At 54.7% G+C, this 19,075-nt stretch carries 17 protein-coding genes; 13 read left to right on the top strand and 4 right to left on the bottom strand.

Annotated elements, in window-relative coordinates; all coding sequences use genetic code 11:
• The first annotated feature begins 3 nt into the window (after window positions 1-3).
• The 5 genes from argR to GCWU000341_RS08350 all read left to right on the top strand — a co-directional run bounded on the left by argR (window position 4) and on the right by GCWU000341_RS08350 (window position 5,252).
• Window positions 4-453 carry an arginine repressor gene (gene argR, locus GCWU000341_RS08370; RefSeq protein WP_009215480.1) on the top strand — a complete coding sequence of 150 codons (450 nt, stop codon included), beginning with the start codon at window positions 4-6 and terminating at the stop codon, window positions 451-453.
• A 60-nt stretch (window positions 454-513) separates the two neighbouring features.
• On the top strand, window positions 514-2,172 hold the full coding sequence (recN, locus tag GCWU000341_RS08365; protein ID WP_009215479.1) for a DNA repair protein RecN: 1,659 nt from the start codon (window positions 514-516) through the stop codon (window positions 2,170-2,172).
• 149 nt (window positions 2,173-2,321) lie between these two features.
• On the top strand, window positions 2,322-3,767 hold the full coding sequence (gene glgA / locus GCWU000341_RS08360) for a glycogen synthase GlgA (protein WP_009215478.1): 1,446 nt from the start codon (window positions 2,322-2,324) through the stop codon (window positions 3,765-3,767).
• Between the two features lie 2 nt (window positions 3,768-3,769).
• Entirely contained in the window at window positions 3,770-4,237 is a 468-nt protein-coding gene (locus GCWU000341_RS08355) for a divergent PAP2 family protein (RefSeq protein ID WP_009215477.1), read from the top strand.
• On the top strand, window positions 4,224-5,252 hold the full coding sequence (locus GCWU000341_RS08350; RefSeq protein WP_009215476.1) for a peptidylprolyl isomerase: 1,029 nt from the start codon (window positions 4,224-4,226) through the stop codon (window positions 5,250-5,252). The genes GCWU000341_RS08355 and GCWU000341_RS08350 overlap by 14 nt, the downstream gene beginning before the upstream one ends.
• A 24-nt stretch (window positions 5,253-5,276) precedes the next feature.
• Here GCWU000341_RS08350 and GCWU000341_RS08345 read toward each other — a convergent pair whose 3' ends face one another.
• Window positions 5,277-6,131 (bottom strand): DegV family protein, encoded by an 855-nt coding sequence (locus tag GCWU000341_RS08345; RefSeq protein WP_009215475.1) that lies wholly within the window; start codon window positions 6,129-6,131, stop codon window positions 5,277-5,279.
• Between the two features lie 187 nt (window positions 6,132-6,318).
• Between GCWU000341_RS08345 and GCWU000341_RS08340 the strand changes: the two genes are divergently transcribed.
• Complete coding sequence (locus GCWU000341_RS08340; RefSeq protein ID WP_009215474.1) at window positions 6,319-7,884, top strand: polysaccharide deacetylase family protein; 1,566 nt, start codon at window positions 6,319-6,321, stop codon at window positions 7,882-7,884.
• Window positions 7,885-7,976: 92 nt separating this feature from the next.
• On the opposite strand, the gene GCWU000341_RS13560 is transcribed toward GCWU000341_RS08340, so the two are convergent.
• A complete protein-coding gene (locus GCWU000341_RS13560; protein WP_155812747.1) occupies window positions 7,977-8,171 on the bottom strand; it encodes a hypothetical protein in 195 nt (64 codons plus the stop codon).
• Window positions 8,172-8,276: 105 nt separating this feature from the next.
• On the opposite strand from GCWU000341_RS13560, the gene GCWU000341_RS13555 reads away from it, so the two are divergent.
• Window positions 8,277-8,447 carry a hypothetical protein gene (locus GCWU000341_RS13555; RefSeq protein ID WP_155812745.1) on the top strand — a complete coding sequence of 57 codons (171 nt, stop codon included), beginning with the start codon at window positions 8,277-8,279 and terminating at the stop codon, window positions 8,445-8,447.
• A gap of 39 nt (window positions 8,448-8,486) precedes the next feature.
• Here the strand turns inward: GCWU000341_RS13555 and GCWU000341_RS08330 are convergent, their stop codons facing one another.
• Window positions 8,487-10,658 carry a lipase/acyltransferase domain-containing protein gene (locus tag GCWU000341_RS08330; RefSeq protein ID WP_009215472.1) on the bottom strand — a complete coding sequence of 724 codons (2,172 nt, stop codon included), beginning with the start codon at window positions 10,656-10,658 and terminating at the stop codon, window positions 8,487-8,489.
• A 684-nt stretch (window positions 10,659-11,342) separates the two neighbouring features.
• Here GCWU000341_RS08330 and GCWU000341_RS08325 point away from each other — a divergent pair.
• Window positions 11,343-11,651, top strand: a complete 309-nt coding sequence (locus GCWU000341_RS08325; RefSeq protein ID WP_009215468.1) for a YerC/YecD family TrpR-related protein — start codon at window positions 11,343-11,345, stop codon at window positions 11,649-11,651.
• Here GCWU000341_RS08325 and GCWU000341_RS08320 read toward each other — a convergent pair.
• The gene (locus GCWU000341_RS08320) at window positions 11,648-12,250 is read right to left on the bottom strand and encodes a DUF1836 domain-containing protein (RefSeq protein WP_009215467.1); all 603 of its coding nucleotides are present in this window, start codon (window positions 12,248-12,250) and stop codon (window positions 11,648-11,650) included. The genes GCWU000341_RS08325 and GCWU000341_RS08320 overlap by 4 nt on opposite strands.
• A gap of 318 nt (window positions 12,251-12,568) precedes the next feature.
• Between GCWU000341_RS08320 and GCWU000341_RS08315 the strand changes: the two genes are divergently transcribed.
• The 5 genes from GCWU000341_RS08315 to GCWU000341_RS08290 all read left to right on the top strand — a co-directional run bounded on the left by GCWU000341_RS08315 (window position 12,569) and on the right by GCWU000341_RS08290 (window position 19,007).
• Window positions 12,569-14,923 (top strand): ATP-dependent helicase, encoded by a 2,355-nt coding sequence (locus tag GCWU000341_RS08315; RefSeq protein WP_040654044.1) that lies wholly within the window; start codon window positions 12,569-12,571, stop codon window positions 14,921-14,923.
• An 89-nt stretch (window positions 14,924-15,012) separates the two neighbouring features.
• Complete coding sequence (locus tag GCWU000341_RS08310; protein WP_009215465.1) at window positions 15,013-15,327, top strand: hypothetical protein; 315 nt, start codon at window positions 15,013-15,015, stop codon at window positions 15,325-15,327.
• A gap of 229 nt (window positions 15,328-15,556) precedes the next feature.
• Window positions 15,557-16,972, top strand: a complete 1,416-nt coding sequence (locus GCWU000341_RS08305) for a class I SAM-dependent RNA methyltransferase (protein WP_242651650.1) — start codon at window positions 15,557-15,559, stop codon at window positions 16,970-16,972.
• A gap of 294 nt (window positions 16,973-17,266) precedes the next feature.
• The gene (locus tag GCWU000341_RS13175) at window positions 17,267-17,704 is read left to right on the top strand and encodes a DUF3592 domain-containing protein (RefSeq protein ID WP_040653925.1); all 438 of its coding nucleotides are present in this window, start codon (window positions 17,267-17,269) and stop codon (window positions 17,702-17,704) included.
• A 229-nt stretch (window positions 17,705-17,933) separates the two neighbouring features.
• Window positions 17,934-19,007, top strand: a complete 1,074-nt coding sequence (locus GCWU000341_RS08290; protein ID WP_009215461.1) for a hypothetical protein — start codon at window positions 17,934-17,936, stop codon at window positions 19,005-19,007.
• Window positions 19,008-19,075: the final 68 nt, after the last annotated feature.

Here is a 19,075-nt window from a genome sequence, read left to right as displayed (position 1 = left end):
AAGATGAAAAAGGGAAGACAGGGCAGGATTCTCGAGCTGATCGCGGAGAGACCCATCGAGACGCAGGAGGAGCTCTCCGAGCTTCTCCGGAAGGAGGGCTATTCTGCGGCGCAGGCGACGATCTCCCGGGACATCAAGTCTCTTCGGCTTCTGAAGGCGACAGACGGGGAGGGAAGACAGCATTACATCGCCCCGCCGGAAAGGGCGGTGAAGGACAGGGAGAAGCTGCTCCGCGTCCTCAGGGAGGGGCTCAGCGGCATGGATACCGCGGGGCATCTTCTGGTGCTTCGGACCCTGCCCGGTATGGCCAATGCCGTCGCGATGGCGATCGATGAGCTCCCTTTTGAGAGACTTGTCGGTACGCTCGCCGGGGACGATACCATACTCTGCGCGATGAAAACGGAGGGGGATGCGGAGAAGCTTAAGCGAGAGCTTAGAAAGCTGAGCTCATAGAGCTCCGGGCCTTCTGCCATAAGAGCAGAGGGACAGGAGAGGACGGGAGGAGAAGCGCGAATGCTTTTGAGTCTTCATGTGCGCGACATGGCGCTGATCGATCGGGCGGATGTGGAGTTCGGAGAGGGGCTCAACATCCTGACAGGCGAGACCGGGGCGGGAAAGTCGATCCTGATCGACGCCGTGAATCTGGGGCTTGGCCAGAAGGCGAACCGGGATATGATCCGAAGCGGAAGGGAGTCCGCCTCCGTAGAGCTCCTCTTCTCCTTAAGCGAGGAGGAAGAGAGGAGGATCCGCGATCTGGAGATCGAGGCCGAGGACGGGGTGCTTCTGATCCGAAGGAAGATCTCCGAGAAGCGCTCCGAGATCCGGGTCAATGATCAGGCGGTGACGCTCTCAAAGCTTCGGAAGCTGACGGAACAGCTGATCGATATCCACGGACAGCATGAGCACCAGAGTCTCCTCCGGGAGGGGGAGCATCTCCGCATCCTGGACAGCTTTTTGGAGAAGGAGACGGGGGAGCTTCGCCGCAGGGCCTCGGAGAGCTGCAGACGCTTTCGCGAGGCGGCAAAGCTTCGGAAGAGCCTGGACATGGATGAGGCCTCCCGGAAGAGGGAGCTGGACTTCCTCCAGTTTGAGATCCGGGAGATCGAGGAGGCGGAGATCCGGGAGGGGGAGGAGGAGAGTCTTCTCCGGGAGGTGAAGCGGGCGCAGAAGCGGGAGAGGATCGAGAGAGCGCTTCTGGAGGCGAAGGAGCTTTTGGAGAATGCGGAGCTCTCCCGGGCGGTCGGCGCCGTGGGGGAGGCGCTCTCCTATGATGAGAGCCTGAAGGATATCTCGGACTCCCTTTATGATCTTGAGAGCATCGCAGAGGACAGCCTCCGGGAGCTGGATCACTACCTGGACAGAAATACCTTCGATGAGGAGGAGCTTCACCGCGCCGAGGAGAGACTCGACCTCATACGGAGGATCCTCATGAAGTACGGCGGCACGGAGGAGAAGCTCCGGGAAGCGCTTTCAGAGAAGAAGGAGAGGGAAGCGCTCCTTACGGATTATGAGGAGCGAAGGAGAGAGGCGGAAGAGGCGGAGGAGCGGGAAAGAGCGGAGTTCCTCTCCGCCTGCGAAGCTCTGAGCCGGGCCCGGAAGGCGGGCGCTCTCCTCCTATCGGAACGGATGCGGCAGGAAATGCAGGAGCTCGGCTTTTTGGATCTGAGATTTGAGCTCTCCTTCTCTCTTCTCCCGGAGCCCGGGGAGAACGGCATGGACGAGGCACAGTTTGTCCTGAGTTTAAATCCCGGGGAACCGCTCCGGCCGCTCACGGAGGTCGCTTCCGGGGGAGAGCTGTCCCGCATCATGCTTTCCATCAAGACGGTCATGGCGGAGCGGGATGAGATTCCGACTCTCATCTTCGATGAGATCGACAGCGGGATCTCCGGGCGGACGGCGGAGAGGGTGTCGGAGAAGCTCAGGAAGATCGCGAGAAATCATCAGGTCATCCTCATCACCCATCTTCCTCAGATCGCGGCGAAGGCGGACCGGCACTTCCTGATCGAAAAATCTGTCTCGGAGGGGAAGACCCGCACCGGGATTCGGCTTCTCACGGAGGAGGGATCTGTCCTCGAGCTCAGCCGTCTTCTCTCGGGGGGAAGTACCACGGAGGCGGCGCTTGCCAATGCGCGGGAGCTCAAAGCGCTTGCGAAGAGCGGGGAGAAAGGGTAAAATGAAAGAACTGCGCGGCCTGGGGGAAGGCTGCCATGAAGGAACAGCATCAATAAAGAAACTGCGTCAATAAAAGCTCTGCGCGAGGAAAGAAGCGCAGAAGAGGAGAGAGGAAGCTTTTTGCAGTCGGGTATTTTGGAGGGCATGAGATGAAAAATATTCTGTTTTTAGCTTCGGAAGCAGTGCCGTTCATAAAGACCGGGGGACTGGCGGATGTCGTCGGCTCTCTTCCGAAAACCATCGATCATGAGTACTATGATTGCCGTGTAATGATACCGAAGTACCTGTGCATCCCCTGGGACTGGCGGGAAAAGATGGAATATGTCACGCATTTCTACATGGATTACCTCGGGCAGTCCCGCTATGTCGGGGTCATGAGCTATCGCTATGAGGGAGTGCTGTACTACTTCATCGACAATGAGTCCTACTTCTCCGGAGACAGGCCCTATGGGGACTGGCTCTGGGATCTCGAGAAGTTCTGCTTTTTCTGCTACGCGGCGCTGTCCGCGCTTCCGCTTTTAAACTTTCATCCGGATCTGATCCACTGCCACGACTGGCAGACGAGTCTCGCACCGGTGCTTCTGAAGGACCGCTTTGCGGGAGGAGAATTCTTCCGCTCGATTAAGTCCGTCCTCACGATCCACAATCTGAAATTCCAGGGGATCTGGGATATCAAGACCATAAAGCGCTTGAGTCAGCTCTCGGACTACTATTTCACGCCGGACAAGCTGGAGTATAAAAAGGACGCAAACCTCTTAAAGGGCGGGATTGTCTATGCCGATGCGATCACGACGGTGAGCGAGAGCTATGCGAAGGAGATCATGATGCCCTTCTACGGCGAGGGTCTGGACGGACTGCTTCGCGCGAGGGCCTGGGACACAAGGGGCATCGTGAACGGGATCGACTATGAGGAGTGGAATCCGGAGACGGATCCCTGCCTCTATCGGAATTATGTACAGCGGAACTTCCGGAAGGAAAAGCCGAGGAACAAGAGAGCCCTGCAGGAGGACTGGGGGCTTGCCGTGGACCCGGGATGCTTTATGATCGGTATGGTGAGCCGGCTCACCGACCAGAAGGGCCTCGATCTTGTGCAGTGCATCATGGATGAGCTCTGTCAGGATGCCATCCAGTTTGTCGTGCTCGGAAGCGGTGAGGAAAAGTATGAAAACATGTTCCGTTACTATGACTGGAAGTACCACGACAAGGTTTCCGCACAGATCTACTATTCTGAGGAGGCGAGTCACCGGATCTATGCCGCCTGCGACGCCTGTCTGATGCCCTCTCTCTTCGAGCCCTGCGGCCTCTCCCAGCTGATCGCCCTCCGCTATGGCACGGTGCCGATCGTCCGGGAGACGGGAGGACTCCGGGACACGGTGGAGCCCTACAATGAGTATGAGGACAGGGGGACCGGCTTTTCCTTCCGGAACTATAATGCGCACGAGATGCTCGCCGCGATCCGCTATGCGGAACGGATTTATTATGACCATAAGAGGGACTGGAACAAGATCGTGGACCGGGGGATGCAGAAGGACTTTTCCTGGAGGAGTTCCGCGCTGAAGTATCAGGAGCTCTATGACTGGCTGATAGGATATTGAGGATGATATTTCTGAGACAAATGCTGCGGAATTATATCTTGATCTCCGCGATCTGGGGCTGGTTCACCGCCCAGGTCCTGAAGACCGGAATCGACGCCTATTTCAACAGGGGCATCAACTGGGAGAGGATGGCCGGCTCCGGAGGAATGCCCTCCAGCCACTCCAGCACGGTGGTCGCGCTCTCCACAGCCTCTGCGCTCCAGTACGGCGTCGAGAGCCCGGTCTTCGCACTGAGCTGCATCTTCGCAATCGTCGTCATGTATGACGCGGCCGGAGTCCGGAGGGAGACCGGGAAGCAGGCCGTGATCCTGAACAAAATCCTCCTGGATAATCCCTTTCACTGGGGGGAGGAGGAATTCGAAAAGAAGCTGAAGGAATACGTCGGACACACACCGCTCCAGGTGCTGGCGGGGGCGATCCTCGGCATTCTCACGGCATTTTGCGCGGGGAAGGCCTATGGCATCGTTTAGGGAGAGTGAAATCGGTCCGAAGAGAGGAGAGGCGCGGAGAATGCTTTCTCTGCTTCTCTCCCTGCTTTTTTCCGCCCTTTTGCTCTTCGGCTGCAAGGGGATTCAGATCACCGGGAAGACGGAGGATGTTCCGGGCTTTACGGAGGCGCAGGCGATGGTGCTTCTCGGCTCGGAGCGAAACCGCTATCAGAATGTCTTCGGACCGGAGCTTTGGTCTCTCCCGATCAGCGGACAGCAGGAGGAAAACTACGGGGAGTACTTCACGGCGAGGATGAAGGAGTTTTTGCAGGATGTCAAGACCCTGGATCTCCTCGCGGAGGAGAAGGGCATCGTCGTCACCTCCACGGAGATGGAATCGATCCGCAGGGCCTCGACGGAATTTTATAATGCTCTTTCCGAGGAAGACCGGAGCTTCATGGGAAACTGCACGGTAAAGGATGTCACGGACATTTACGTCAACTATTTTCTGGCATGCAAGACCGCGGAGTATCTTCTGAGCAATATCAATTCTGAGGTCAGCGACGCGGAGGCGAAGGTCATCTCGATTCAGCAGATCGTCGTGAGCGATGAGGAGAGCGCGAAGAAGCTCCATGAAAGCGTCACGGCCTCCGGAGCGAACTTCTCCTATTTCGCGAGGCAGTTCTCGGAGGACCCGGAGATCGACCGCACACTGTACAGAAAAGAAGAGGAGGACGCCTATTATCAGGCGGCCTTCTCTCTGGAGGACGGGCAGATTTCGGATGTCATTTCGCAGGATGGGAAATTTTATATCATAAAGTGCGTCGATTCCTATGATGAAAAGGCGACGGAGGAGCGGAAGAAGAGGCTCGAGGAGGCAATCCGGAGCGGCGCCTTCCGGAGGAGCTACGACTCCTATGCGGAGCAGCATATCGTCCGCTTCCGCGAGGACTTCTGGAAGAAAATCGATCTTCAAAAGTATCCGGAGAGCAAGGCCTCGAACTTTTTTTCGCTCTACGACAGATATATCCTGCCGCTTGTCAAGGGAAAGGGATAGAGAAGCGCTTCCGTTCCAAAACGATCAGAGCGCGACGACGATGCCCCTGTCATTCGCATAGACGGTGGCGACACCCTGCGCTTCCGTGATGACGATCTCCCGGAAGGATGCGAGCCGGAGGAATTCCTCCCGGACAAATTCCGCGCGCTCTCTATCGTTGACATGGCTGATGACGAGACGGAGCTCTTTGCAGCTCTCGGGCCCTCCGGCCTTCTCCACGGCGATCTGCGCCATGCGCTTCAGGGCCTTCGTGCTGCCCCTCTGCTGATCGAGCTTTACGATGACGCCGTGCACCGCTCCCATGACCGGCTTTATATTGAGTGCGGAGGCGAGGAAGGACTTGACCGTGGAGAGGCGGCCGTTCTTTCGGAGAGTTTCCAGGCTCTCCAGGACGAAGTAGGTCTTCATGCTCTGGATTTTCTCCTCGATCCTTTTTACTACGGTATCGAAGTCCGCATTCTCCTCCTTCAGCTCCTGAATATAGAGGCAGAGATTGCACTGCCCGGCGGAGGCGCTGTCGGAACCGAAGATATGGATCCTCTTCTTGTCCTCTCCCCGGCCCTCCTCATACATCTGAAGGCCCACGACGGCCGCCTGATAGCTCCCCGAGAGATGCTCGGAGAGAGTCACGATATAGACCTCATCCGCCTCCGCCTTTTCGATGGCATCCCGGTAGGCCTCCGGGGAAGGACAGGCCGTCTTCGGACCGATGGGGGAGGAGGCCACCCGCCGGAGGAAATCCTTCTGCTGGAAATTCTCATCATCCTGCACATGGTAGTCGCCGATCTCCAGAGTCAGAGGAATGGACTGGAAGAGGGGGCTTTTTTTCATTGCATCGGTAAAATCCGAGCAGCTGTCTCCGATAATTTTGTAGCTCATAATTTCAAGTATCTCCTAACGTGGTTTTGAATACTACTTATTATAGCAAAGGAGAAATCCTTGTCAAGAATCTCCCTTGCCTATCGGGGAATTTCGCGATAGACTGATACCGATGTCATGCGCTTTCTCCCTCCCCATATGCGTCTTCGGGAGAGCGGAGGGCAGGGAAGAGTGAAGTGGAGACGGAATGGATAAAGAGAAGAGCAGGAAAGAGATGAAGGAGAAGGAGCCGGAGAAGCGGAATCGGAAATCCGACGAGGAGCGCTTTTCGGAATACTCGGAGAAGCTCGAAAGGGAGTACCGCGAGAAGCTCCTCGAGCACCGAAAGAAGATGGAAGAGCGCCGGAAGCTGCGGCAGAAAAAGCTGAAGCTTCACTGCTTCCTCTTCCTTTTCTTCCTGGCGGCCGTCATCGCGGCCGCGGTCTTCGCCTTCCCGAGACTTCGATCCCACCTCACATTCCCCGCCGCAGGGAGCAAAGCGGCAAAGACCACGGCGGCCCCGCAGACGGAAAAGAGCAGTGCGGTGCCGGAGGAGAGCAGTACAGAGGATAATAAGGCAGAAATCCTCGGGAAGGCAGAGCTCCTTGCAAAGCAGTATGACTACGACGGGGCAGAGGAGCTCCTGAAAAATTCGGCCTATGCGGAGGATGCGGAGTTTTCCGCGAAGCTCTCGGAGCTGGAAGCGGCGAAGGCCGCCCTCGTTCAGGCGGACAATACGAAGATCCCGCATGTCTTCTTCCACTCGCTCATCGTGGACACCACAAGGGCTCTCACGGAGGATAAGATGGGGAAGGCCTACAATGCCGCCATGACGACAATCCCGGAATTTGAGGCGATCCTGAAGGAAATGTATGAGAGAGGCTTCGTCATGGTGCACCTCCATGATATCGCGTCCCTTGAGACGCAGGAGGACGGCACGAAGAAGATGGTCCAGAAGAAGATCATGCTCCCGGAGGGGAAGAAGCCCTTTGTCATGTCGGAGGATGATGTCAACTACTACGAGTATATGACCGGACACGGTTTTGCGGATAAAATGGTGCTGGATGATGCGGGGAAGCCGACGCTCCAGTATACGGATTCCGAGGGGAAGGTCACGACCGGGGATTATGACATCGTTCCGATCCTCGATAAATTCGTGGCAGAGCACCCCGACTTCGCCTACCACGGGCACAAGGCCATCATTGCCCTCACGGGCTATAACGGCACGCTCGGCTACCGGACCGACGAGACCTACGACGCCAATTCCGGGAAGCTGGATCCGAAGAACCGGGCCAATCCGTCGATCGAAGAGGACCGGGAGACCGTGAAAAAGATCACGGCAGCGCTGAAGGAGGACGGCTACGAATTTGCCTCCCACTCCTGGGGGCATATCAACTTCACGAATCGCTCCCTCGAGGATCTGACGACGGATACGGAGAAATGGAAGCGGAATGTCGAGCCCCTGCTACCGGATCCCTGCGATATCCTGATCTACCCCTTCGGCGCGGATATCAAGGGCTGGCATGTCTATAACCACGCGGAGGATGCCAAGTTCAACATGCTGGAGGAGCATGGCTTCCACTATTTTTGCAATGTGGATTCCAGCCAGTACTGGGTGCAGTATGGGGACGATTTCATGCGCCAGGGCAGGAGGAATCTGGACGGCTACCGTCTCTACGAAGCCTTCTCCGGGCAGGCGGACCACGTCTCGGATCTGATGGATGTCAAGAGGGTCTTCGATCAGCGCCGCCCGACGCCGATCAGCTGGCAGTAAAAAAAGGGGCTGTCTCACGAAGAGATTCGTGCGGCAGCCCCTTTCACCAATTGGCAAGGGCCGTCATATGACAGCCCTGTTTTTTACGGGAATCAATCCTCCTGTTCTCCCGCTTCCAAATCATTCTCAGCCTTTCCCTCAGCGAGCGTTTTTTCGGAATTGCTTGAGGGAGCAGGAGGATCCTGGATTTGGATCGCATTTTCCTGATAGAATTTCCAAAGCCAGTAGAGGATGAGGCCGATGAGGATGAGATAAAATAGATACAGCTCATCCCCGATACAGAACATGCCTCCTGTGCTAAAAGGACAGAAAATTGTCGCGGCGTAATAAAGAAAGAGGAACACAAAAAGCCTGATAAAATCCCCGACTGAGCTTGGACCGGATGGAAGCTCGTGAGTCAGGATGCAAGGCAGGAGAAAATAGCCAAAGAGGATATAGAGGAAGAAAATGAGATAAGTGAAGAGGAACCTTTTCAGAAAGCAGAGGAGCAGCCTTCGCCTTCCCTCAGGAGACTGAAAGAGAGCTTTCCAGGGAAGCATAAGCCTGTGAAAGAAGCTCTGTGAGGATCCGGACATAGAATTTTTATCCATAGCATTGCCTCCTTAATCGTGGGCCAACATAGATCCATATAATAAAATGTTGACGATATTGTCCAAGATACTGACTCTATCCTTTCTTATATAATGGAAGTTGGAGCAGCTGCAAAGTTCCACATGTCTTACCGGATAACTGCAAAAACGTTCTTTTGCCATACTAGGCAGAATGCCTCCCATTGTTGAAGAGAAATAGGGAACGGTCCCATCTCCGCATTTTTCCTCGGATTCTATATAGAGAGAGCGGAAGTCTTTATCGTAACAAGTGTATTGAAGCTTCTCTCTTCCGTTATCAAGATAAATTTCATGTAGAGTGGGATATCCCGTGCCAATGATGAAGAAAGCCTTCGGGTAGCCAAACAAAATATTTCTTCCGTTTTCCCGGATAGCGTTTTGAAAGAGAATCGCTTTTTCTATAATTTCCTCGCTGAAGATTTTCTTGCAGCAGGTTATATAATCGGTATAGTCTGTGCTGTAATCGAATACAGCTTTCCTTGACGAAGCAGAAGACAGCATGTTGACATGGACGTGTCCCGTACCGACATATTTCTCGGTAGGAATCAGCTCCGCGACGCCCCGAAAGGAGGACTTTATCCTTTTTGAAAGCTTTCCAAAAGCAGCGAGAAAGAAATCAGACAGGTTAGCTTTTATATCGAGTTCTACATCCGAGCTGAACATATGATCATTGATTACCGCATCAATCAGCTTTGGCGCTCCCTCATAGGGTGTTCCCAGAGTTATGATCTTATCGATCTTGGATCGGATCGACAGGTCCCTTCTCGTAAAGAGAGGATCTGCTATGCCATCGACAACGATATGTCCAGCATAAAGCGAAGAGATCAACAGGCCTCCCATGGAATGACCGATGAGGTCGACCTTTTCAAATCCCTCCTCTTTACAAAGCTTTTCGATAAATCTCCGGAGCTTCGTCGCGCTTATAAAATTGCTTTGCCTCCAGTCATAGCTGAACATGTAGACCCGGCGATGACCCAGCTTCTCACATTCGCAGAGACCATCCACCAGGGCCTTCGCCAATTCCTGAGCACCGTATTCTCTTCCGTCCAGTTTTACACTCCCTTCGCCGTAACAGGGCTTGGCATAGTTCTGATTCTCACAGGGGCGGACCAGAATGGGGAGCGTGGACTCTGGTGCGAGATAATCGTCAACCTTGAAAATACTGGACGGACTGGGGTCCCATATCCTTGTGCTGGCATCATATCTTTGACGCTTTCTTTCCGAATTTTCCGAAGTATCCTTGTAGAGTCGACTTCCCATAATTCCCGGGACAATGATAATCGGATTTCCGCTGCGATCGTCACGGAGAACTTTTCTCATATACTCCTGTCCGGAAGAGATGGGCCTTATGATAGCTTCTGGATTGCAGCTGCAAACCGTGTAGGAATTCATAGTGAGCGCACTGCTGCCATCCCGAAAGTAAACAGGAGGGGTATTCTCCCAATGAGGAGCATTGGTGCAGGGAACACGCATACTCTTCACCTCGGCTTCTCTCGGTTCCGGGATGATACGCTTCAGATACTTGCATTTTCCGCAGGGATGATTGCTGTCAATCTGATCCTTTGAGCCAAGGAGTGCAAATCTCCCGTGATCCGCATAGACACCGTGATCGGCGTGCTCGATTTTTACAGGTTCACAGCTCCCGTTCGTCTCCTGACAGTATTTGCAGATAAAGGCCGCTCCGCTCACGAGGTAATCGGCACCTTCAGGCGGGTGCTCCAGAAAGTATTCGTTGACAATCCGATAGACTTCCCTCTCTTCTTCTTCCGTAAGAGGAGGGATGGGCTCTCTCTCCTCAAAAAAGCTGTCGATAAAGGTTTGAGAGAACTGCATCTCAGGAGGAATGGAATCCGAGGCTTGGGCCTGGGCTTTTGCTTTCGGCCGCTTTTCACCGGTCCTGCTCTGACTTATTTTTCGTCTGTCCTGTTCTGTTTCTCCTTCTTTTTTCCCTTCTCTTCCTCTTTGCTTTTGGTAGTCTGCTCCCTCTCTTTTTGCCTTTTCGAGCTGTGCAAGGCGGGAGACGCCAAGCTTTGGTGCCTCGATGTGGGGAGGAGAAATGGCGGAATCAGTGGATTGCGAAGAAGATTTCGCCTTTGGGGAGGAAGACTGTGATTCGGTGATCATCTTCTTTTTTCTGCTGAATTCGTCTAACATGGCTGTCTCCATAAAAAGGGGTTTCCGTCGGGGCAGCTGCCCCGGACGGGGAGGAAGATTTCCGGCGGATTAAAATGAGATTGTTCCCCCTTTGTTGTGGGATTGATCCATCGGGAAGTTGATCAGAAAAGACATAAGAACATAAGGCGGAAATGTATGCCGGGAGTGGGGGCAGGTATTACGGACCTGATCCGCTGTAAAAGGAATGGAGCTTTCCGAAAAGGGCAGGAGTCCTGCGGTACAAATTACTTAATCGATATTATAAAGTATAAGGCTGCGAAGAAGAGAATGGTAGGACTTTCCTGAAATGGGAATGGAGAATTCTGTCCTTCCATCTTGGGGAGAAAGCACAAGAAGTATTCTGAGGAGGAAAGAAAGGTGCAGCTTCCGGCTTTTCTTCCGGTGGACGTCTCGGCAGGGTATGCCATCGATTCGCCTGCCGCAGCCGGCGATATGCAGGGCCCATAGCTAAGGAAACTTTCCCTGAGCCTCTGCCGAAATTTTCAGAATGAGGGGATGCTTCAGAAGCTCTCTTGCGAAAGGACGCGGGAAATGCTACAATACTTTTCGCTGCTAAAGCGTAAAAGTAAAGACGGGCTTTTCGGAAAGCCAGGCGTACGGAAGCGCCGGGCTCGCGAACAGAAATTTACCGGCGGAGAAGCCGGATGCGAAAGCTTATGATTTTGGAGGTTTTCAATGAATAATAAATTGAGGACGGGGGAGGTTGAGCATCTTTTTGATGCGATGCTCGTACTAAAAGAAAAAGAGGATTACTATAAGTTCTTTGAGGATGTCTGCACGATCAATGAGCTTCTCTCCATGGCGCAGCGCTATGAGGTCGCAAAGATGCTCCGGGAGGGGAAAACCTATCTGGATATCGCGAAGGCGACCGGAGCCTCTACGGCGACGATTTCCCGCGTAAACCGTTCCCTTCATTATGGGGCGGACGGCTATGAGCTGGTTTTTCAGCGCCTTGGCTTTGAGGATAAGAGCGAGCGGAGCTAAGGAATATGCTCCTCTCGGATCCGGTCGACGATCCGCTCCATGAGCTGCCGTTTCAGATAGACATCGAAGCCGAGTTCTCCGAGGAAGGCGAAGAGACGAAGCTCCTCCTTTTCCTTCGGAGAGAGCCTTTCCTCCTCCTCCGGGAACACAGCCTTTGCGCGTTCATATTTTCTCCGGATATCGGAGAGGAGAGTCGACATTTCGCTGTCCGCGAGGGAGAAAACCCGTTCATAGATTTCTTCCAGCGAGAGCGGGCCTCCCGCATCAAAGTATTTATCCTCGATCGGGCGGAGTATGGTCTCAATATCGGAGAGGCTCAGGATGCCCTTGTAATAATAGATGAAGAGGAGCACAAGGATGTGATTTTCCGAGTAGCGCTTCTTTTCCGGCGGGGGGAGAAGCTTGTTTTTGGTATAGTTATTGATCATCGTTTTCGTCAGGATCTTGTCCTCGGAATGACGCTTGATCGAAGAGAGATGCCGCTCCATGAAAGCCGTGACCTGATCCATATAGAGAGAAAGCGATGGAATCTCCGAGGCCGGGACGTGATGAAGCCCCTTTAAATATTCGATTAAGTCGTTTAGAATCGTATCGTCCATATTTTCAGTATAGCATAGAGAAAATACAGCGACAAGACATGGTTTCCGAAACGAGATTTGAGGGAAGAGCTCGGAGTTGGAGGGTGTAGGAGCGAAGCGGGAAAGGCCCGGAAACGAAGCGAAGAGATACATATAGGACGGGAATCCGTCCGCTCGGAAGCAAAGCAGATGAAGTACAGAAGCAAAGCGGATGAGACCCGGGAGCGAAACGGGCAGATGAAAGAAGCGGAGCAGACGAGATATAGGGATAGAGCGGGCGAGGCGCAGGAGCAAAGCGAACGAGGCGCAGAAAAGGAAAAAGGAAAGAGGAGAGAAAGCATGAAGGATCTGGAAAAGATCTTGAATAAAGAGCAGCTGTCGGCGGTAAAGCAGACGGAGGGGCCGCTTTTGGTCCTGGCGGGGGCCGGGTCCGGAAAGACCAGGGTACTCACATACCGGATCGCGTATCTTATCGAGAATTGCGGCGTGGCGCCCTGGCACATCCTCGCGATCACATTTACGAATAAGGCGGCGGAGGAGATGCGAAAGCGGGTCGACGAGCTGCTCTGTGCGGGAGGCGCGGCGGTCTGGGTCTCAACCTTTCACAGTATGTGTGTCAGAATCCTGCGGAGGCGGATCGAGGCCATCGGCTATGGACCGGACTTTTCCATCTATGACGCGGAGGACCAGCGCACGGTGATGCGTCAGCTCTTCAAGGAGCTCCAGATCGATCCGAAGAGCTTTCGGGAGAGGGCGGTGCTCTCCGCTATCTCCGCCGCGAAAAATGCGGGAATCTCCGCGGAGGATTTCCAGAAGGAGCAGGGAGCTGACCTTCGCGGGAAACGGATTGCGGACTGCTATACAGCCTATGAGAAGCGTCTTCGCCGGAATAATGCGCTTGACTTTGATGATCTTCTTCTGAAAACGGTGGAGCTCTTCCGAAAGGATCCCGAGATCCTCTCCTTTTATCAGGAGAGATTCCGCTATATCCTGGTGGACGAATACCAGGATACCAATGATATTCAGTTCGAGCTCGTCCATCTCCTCGCGGAGCGGAATCGAAATATCTGTGTGGTGGGGGATGACGACCAGAGCATCTATCGCTTTCGGGGCGCGAATCTTGAGAATATCCTGTCCTTTGAAAAGACCTGGCCGGACGCCAGGGTGGTGAAGCTTGAGCAGAATTACCGCTCCACGAAGCCGATCCTGGACACGGCGAATGCCGTCATCTCCCACAACAAGGGGAGAAAGGAAAAGAGGCTTTGGACGGAGAAGAAGGAGGGGAAGGAGGTCAGCTTCACGGAATATGAGAGCGCATCGGAGGAGGCCCTCGCCGTGCTAAGGGAAGTGGAGAGCTGCGGGAGAGCCTACCGGGATCAGGCGGTGCTCTACCGGACAAATGCGCAGTCGAGGCTTTTCGAGGAGCAGTGCATCCGAAGGAATATTCCCTATCAGATCGTGGGCGGAGTAAACTTCTATCAGCGCCGGGAGATCAAGGACATCCTGGCCTATATGAAGCTCATCGCAAACGAGGAGGATGATGTCGCCTTTGAGCGGATTATCAACGTGCCCCGGAGGGGGATCGGCGCGGCGAGTCTGGAGAAGCTCCGCCGCTGTGCCGAGAAAGAGGGTCTGAGTCTCTCCGAGGCCTCCGCGCAGGCGGAAGAGATCGGGATCAGCGGGAAGGCACTGAAGGCGCTCCGGGGCTTTCGGGAGATGCTTCAGGGCTGGAGAACTGCCCTGAAGGAGGCGGGACTTTTAGATGAGGCGGCTTCCCCGGGCAGAGAGGGAAGCTACAGCCTTCGCCTTTTGATCGAATCCATCCGGGATGACAGCGGCTACGCGGATGAGCTCCGCGCCGAGGGGGAGGTCGAGGCGCAGACGAGGCTTGAGAATATTGAGGAGATCATCTCGAAGGCCGTGAGCTTCCAGGAGGAGGCGGAGGAAGTAAAGCTTTCCGCCTTTTTGGAGGAGGTCTCCCTCATCTCGGATCTCGACCGGAGCGATAAAGAGCAGGACAGTCTGACGCTTATGACGCTTCACGGGGCCAAGGGCCTGGAATTTCCGAAGGTCTATCTCGTCGGCATGAGCGACGGGCTGTTTCCGGGCTTTCTCTCTATCAATGAGCCGGAGGAGCTGGAAGAGGAGCGGAGGCTGTGCTATGTCGGGATCACGAGGGCGGAGGAGGAGCTTGTCATGAGCTCCGCCCGCTCCCGGATGATAAACGGGGAGTTCCAAAGGCTGCTGCCGAGCCGCTTTATCCGGGAAATGCCGGATCTCCTTGTGAAAAAGGAGCTGCTCTATCGTTCTGATCCGGAGAGCCGCTGGGAGGGGGATTCGGAAATCCGTTCGGGGAGCGTCGATCTCTCCGCTACCCCCTTTATGGGAACGGCCTGGAGGAGAAGGGGGGAGGAAAGAGGCGGGAGTGCCCTGCAAAAAGCTTTGAAAAAGGCGAGCGGCAGCTTTCCCTCCGGACCGGGCATCCCGCCTCTTATGAAGAGGGGGAGCGAGATCCAAAAGGCGGAGAAGCTGGATTATTGCGTCGGGGACCGGGTCTCCCATGTGAAATTCGGAAACGGCATCGTGAAGGCGATCGAGGATGGAAAGAGAGACTATACGGTCACGGTCCTTTTCGACAAGGCGGGGCAGAAGAAGATGCTCGCGGCCTTCGCAAAGCTGAAAAAAATCCATTAAAGATGTGGCAAAGCCTGTTTTCGGATGGTATGATGTACGGGGGTGGCGGTGCGTGAAGGAGAGCGCGGGGCCGCCGGAGAGGAGAATTTATGAATGGATTTGATATGGACAGCTGGAAGAGCAATGCAGCGGACTTTGCGCAGGATGCGAGATCCCGGGCGGAGGGGCTCATTAACAGCATAAAGCTGACGGATCTTTTAGAGAGAAAGAGGGAAGAGGACAAGATGAAGAAGACGATTACTACGGTGCTGGCTGTCCTTGGGATCGTGGCGGCAGTGGCGGCGATCGCCTATGCGGTCTATCGCTTTGTCGCTCCGGACTATCTGGAGGATTATGAGGACTACGAGGGAGATTCCGGGGAGGACGCGGAGGACGCCGACGAGGACGTCGTAGAGGAGAACTGAGGAAAAAAGAGGATGCTGCGGGGCTTTCCTCCGGAGCTTCCTTCCTCTGTCTTTTGAGGAGATCTCCGCGCCGCAGTTTTTGGCGCCGCCATGAATATAAGCTTGTCACACATTTATCCGGGAGCGGCATCGCCCCGGGAATGAAGGACAGGCTTTTTTCGCTGTAAAGCTTTCAGACAGCATCCTCTGCGTGTGCGGGGAAGAGGAAATCGCAAAGTGCCGGGGATGAATGCTCTGTTTTCGGATGGGGAAGATCGGGAAGGATGCCATGCCGGGGGGGAAAATCATGTGGTGTGAAAATGAAGGGAGATGCGGGGGCTGCTTCTATCAGGGGGTGCCTTACGAGGAGCAGCTTGCCATAAAGGAGAGGGAGATCCGGGAGCTCCTTCTCCCCGCCGCGCTCGGGGAGTATCGCTTCGAGAATATCCTCCCTTCGCCCAAGGAGAGCGCCTATCGAAATAAGATGGAATTTTCCTTTGGGGATCAGGAAAAGGGAGGCCCTCTTTGCCTCGGACTCCATCAGAAGAGGAGCTTTTTTAATATTCTCAATGCGGATGACTGCCGCCTGCCGGACCCCGATTTCGGCGTGCTGCTTCGCCTGACAAGGGAGTACTTTGCCTCGCTTTCCATCGATTATTATCATAAGAAGAGTCACGGGGGCTATCTTCGCCATCTTCTGATCCGTCGGGCAGTAAAGACCGGGGAAATCCTCGTAGACCTCGTGAGCTCCTCTGATTTTCCAAAAGGGGCGGAGCCCGCGCTCTCTCCGGGGGCCGTTCCTTCCATAAGGGAGGAAGTTGGGGGAGCTCCTGAGAAAAAGGACGTGAAAGAGGACGGGAGCGGAATTTCCGATGCTGCTGAGAGGGAGATGCTCCTTGGCTGGAGTGCGCTTCTTCTCCGGGCGGAGGAGGAGGGGAAGCTCCGGGGGAGGATCCGCGGCATTTTGCACACGAGAAATGACGCTCTCTCCGATGCGGTCATCGATGAGGGGACGGAAATTCTCTGGGGGGAGGATTTCATCTGCGAGGAGCTCCTGGGACTTCGCTTTCGAATCAGTCCCTTTTCCTTTTTTCAGACGAATTCCCTCGGAGCGGAGAAGCTCTATTCGAAGATACGGGACTACGCCGCTCTCTCCCTTCCTGCGGGAAGGGGGGGGCAGAAGCCCGTGATCTATGATCTTTACTCCGGGACAGGGACCATCACCCAGCTTATGAGTCTGGCAGCGAGTCTTTCGATCGGCATAGAGCTCGTGCCGGAGGCCGTGAGAGCGGCGAGAGAGAACGCGAGGGACAATGGCATCACAAACTGCGCCTTTTTCGCCGGAGATGTTCTCAAGGTGATTTCGGAGGGGGAAGAGCTTATCCGGGAGGACGGAAGCCGCTATCCGGCTCCGCACCCCGATCTCATCATCCTGGACCCGCCGCGGGATGGCATCCATCCGAAGGCGCTTCGGAAGATCATTGCCTATGCCTCTCCGGCCCTCATCTATGTGGCCTGTAAGCCAAAGAGCTTTGCGAGGGACCTGCTCCCCCTGCAGGAGGCGGGCTACCGGCTTCAAAGCTGCTGTCCCGTTGACATGTTCCCCCAGACCAATAACTGTGAGCTGGTCGCTCTTTTATCGAAAGACATGCCGCTGCTTTGCTAGTATGCTTACTGAGATAAGGGAGAGCCCGGCCGACACCGAACAGTTTCACGCCGTCAAAGGTCTTATCGATGCTTGCTGCGATAAGGGAGAGCCCGGCCGGCACGGGAGATGCCGTCTCCCGCCGGCGCTCTCATCCGCCTCTATGGAAGAGCTGTCATGTCGGCGGGAATCGTAAAGGTCTCGTAAATTTCGAAGGAGCGGAAATGTGCTACACTGTTTCCGAAGAAACGAAGAGGAAGAAAGGCGGGCGCCGGAGGAGGCGCAGCTTTTCCCGGGATCAGAAAGAGGGTGACGATGAAGAATTTTGCGGCGAAAATGATCGGGATCATCATTGTGGTGATTTTCATTCTCGTGGGGGCCTCCGCTCTGCTCCTCGCTCTTTGGGAGACGCTGCCGTATTACTCCTATCCGAGGACGGAGGCGCGTGTCGTCAAGGTCCGGAATTATCAGAGGCGGGTCGAGGGATCGGACATAGAATACGAGTACGAGCTTTATCTTGAGTACACCGTCAATGGGGAGAAGGTGGAGGGACTGCTTACCTATGATACGACTCCCCTCATCGAGGAGGGGGAGATGATTACGATCGCCTACAATCCGGACAATCCCAAGGACTGCCGTGCGATGAATGAAAAGATTGATGTCTTTAGGTTCATCGCTCTCTTCGCCGTTCTGGTCTTCATCGGCTGGCTGTGCCGGACGATCCTGGCTCCCCGCCCGCGGAGGGATTCCTGAAGGGCAGCCGAGAAAGGGCAGCCGATCGAAAGACGGATTGCCCCTGAATTGTAACAAAAAATTAGGGAATTGTAATTTGACAGCAGCGGGATCGGAAAAGTATCATGAAGGGTAGGACACAGAAAAGACACAAATTTTAAGAAGCTTTCAATTTGGATTGAGAAGTTCCCTGGATTTAAGAGGCCTCCAGGGAGTTTCCGCGAGAAGGGTATGAGAAAGGTATGCTGCTATGAAGATCAGACTGGCACTTCTGGATAGCGACAGGGATTATCTGGAGAGGATCGTCACTGCCTTTGGCACGAGGTACTCCGAGAAATTTGAGATCTATGCGTTTACGGATCCGGAGCTTTGCATTGAGACGGTCCGGGAGTCCAAAATCGATGTCCTGGTCGCGGATGCGTCCTTTGAGATCAATACGATCCTTCTCCCGTCCAACTGCAGCTTCGCATATTTTGTGGCCTCGGCGGAGATCGAGAGCTTCCGGGATCAGCCGGCGATATGCAAGTATCGGAAGGCGGATCTGATCTATAAGCAGATTCTCAGCATCTACGCGGAGAAGATTCAGGGCATCACCGGCCTTAGGATGGAGGACGATCAGTGCAGAGTGATCGGCTTCGGCTCCGCCGCGGGGGGTGCGGGGGCTTCCACGATGGCGGCGTCCTGTGCTCTTCACTACGCGATGAACGGGAAGAAGGTTCTCTACTTGAACCTGGAGAGATTCGGCTCCTCCGACCTTTTCTTTTCCGCAGACGGGCAGTTTGACATGAGCGATGTCGTATTCGCGCTGAAGGAGCAGAAGGCGAACTTCTCCCTGAAGCTGGAGAGCTGCGTGCGGCAGGATGCGAGAGGGGTTTATTTCTTCGAAAAGCCCAAGGTCGCACTGGATATGATGGAGCTCTCCGCGGAGGAGAATCTCCGCCTTCTGAGGGAGCTCCGCCTGAGCGGCTCCTATGATTACATTATCGTCGACAGCGATTTCAATATCGACAAGGATCACATCGACATCTACCGGGGCATGCATGAGATCGTCATCACGGTGGATGGCTCGGAGATCGGAAATCAGAAGACGATCAGCATGCTGCAGGCCCTAAGGATCAAGGAGGAGAATGTGGAGGTGCCTCTTCTGAAGAGGATGTCCTACATCTACAACAGGTTCAGCAATAAGACGGGGCGGCCGCTCGGCGAGGTGGATATCCGAAACCTCGGAGGGATCCCCCGCTATGAACACGCCACGGTGCAGCAGATTCTCAGCCAGGTCGCGGAGAAGGAGATCTTCGACGAGATCCTGCGGGGGGATTTCTGATCGGAGACAATGTTCAGATTTCCGAGACGGCGAGAGAGACTTAAGAAGCGGGAGCGAAGACGGGGGAG

The organism is Oribacterium sp. oral taxon 078 str. F0262 (assembly GCF_000160135.1).
Classification (GTDB): domain Bacteria; phylum Bacillota; class Clostridia; order Lachnospirales; family Lachnospiraceae; genus Oribacterium.
Note: the sequence above shows the minus strand (reverse complement) of the source record. Positions and strands in the feature narration are given on the sequence as shown.

Bases quoted from the DNA above. Each gene is read 5' to 3' on its own strand.
- recN (WP_009215479.1), top strand. From the start codon at position 514: ATGCTTTTGAGTCTTCATGTGCGCGACATGGCGCTGATCGATCGGGCG.
- GCWU000341_RS08315 (WP_040654044.1), top strand. From the start codon at position 12,569: ATGAAGGATCTGGAAAAGATCTTGAATAAAGAGCAGCTGTCGGCGGTA.
- GCWU000341_RS13560 (WP_155812747.1), bottom strand. From the start codon at position 8,171: ATGTTCTGTATCGGGGATGAGCTGTATCTATTTTATCTCATCCTCATC.
- GCWU000341_RS08290 (WP_009215461.1), top strand. From the start codon at position 17,934: ATGAAGATCAGACTGGCACTTCTGGATAGCGACAGGGATTATCTGGAG.
- GCWU000341_RS08350 (WP_009215476.1), top strand. From the start codon at position 4,224: ATGGCATCGTTTAGGGAGAGTGAAATCGGTCCGAAGAGAGGAGAGGCG.
- GCWU000341_RS13175 (WP_040653925.1), top strand. From the start codon at position 17,267: ATGAAGAATTTTGCGGCGAAAATGATCGGGATCATCATTGTGGTGATT.
- argR (WP_009215480.1), top strand. From the start codon at position 4: ATGAAAAAGGGAAGACAGGGCAGGATTCTCGAGCTGATCGCGGAGAGA.
- GCWU000341_RS08305 (WP_242651650.1), top strand. From the start codon at position 15,557: ATGCTCTGTTTTCGGATGGGGAAGATCGGGAAGGATGCCATGCCGGGG.
- glgA (WP_009215478.1), top strand. From the start codon at position 2,322: ATGAAAAATATTCTGTTTTTAGCTTCGGAAGCAGTGCCGTTCATAAAG.
- GCWU000341_RS08325 (WP_009215468.1), top strand. From the start codon at position 11,343: ATGAATAATAAATTGAGGACGGGGGAGGTTGAGCATCTTTTTGATGCG.
- GCWU000341_RS08310 (WP_009215465.1), top strand. From the start codon at position 15,013: ATGAATGGATTTGATATGGACAGCTGGAAGAGCAATGCAGCGGACTTT.
- GCWU000341_RS08340 (WP_009215474.1), top strand. From the start codon at position 6,319: ATGGATAAAGAGAAGAGCAGGAAAGAGATGAAGGAGAAGGAGCCGGAG.
- GCWU000341_RS08355 (WP_009215477.1), top strand. From the start codon at position 3,770: ATGATATTTCTGAGACAAATGCTGCGGAATTATATCTTGATCTCCGCG.
- GCWU000341_RS08345 (WP_009215475.1), bottom strand. From the start codon at position 6,131: ATGAGCTACAAAATTATCGGAGACAGCTGCTCGGATTTTACCGATGCA.
- GCWU000341_RS08330 (WP_009215472.1), bottom strand. From the start codon at position 10,658: ATGGAGACAGCCATGTTAGACGAATTCAGCAGAAAAAAGAAGATGATC.
- GCWU000341_RS08320 (WP_009215467.1), bottom strand. From the start codon at position 12,250: ATGGACGATACGATTCTAAACGACTTAATCGAATATTTAAAGGGGCTT.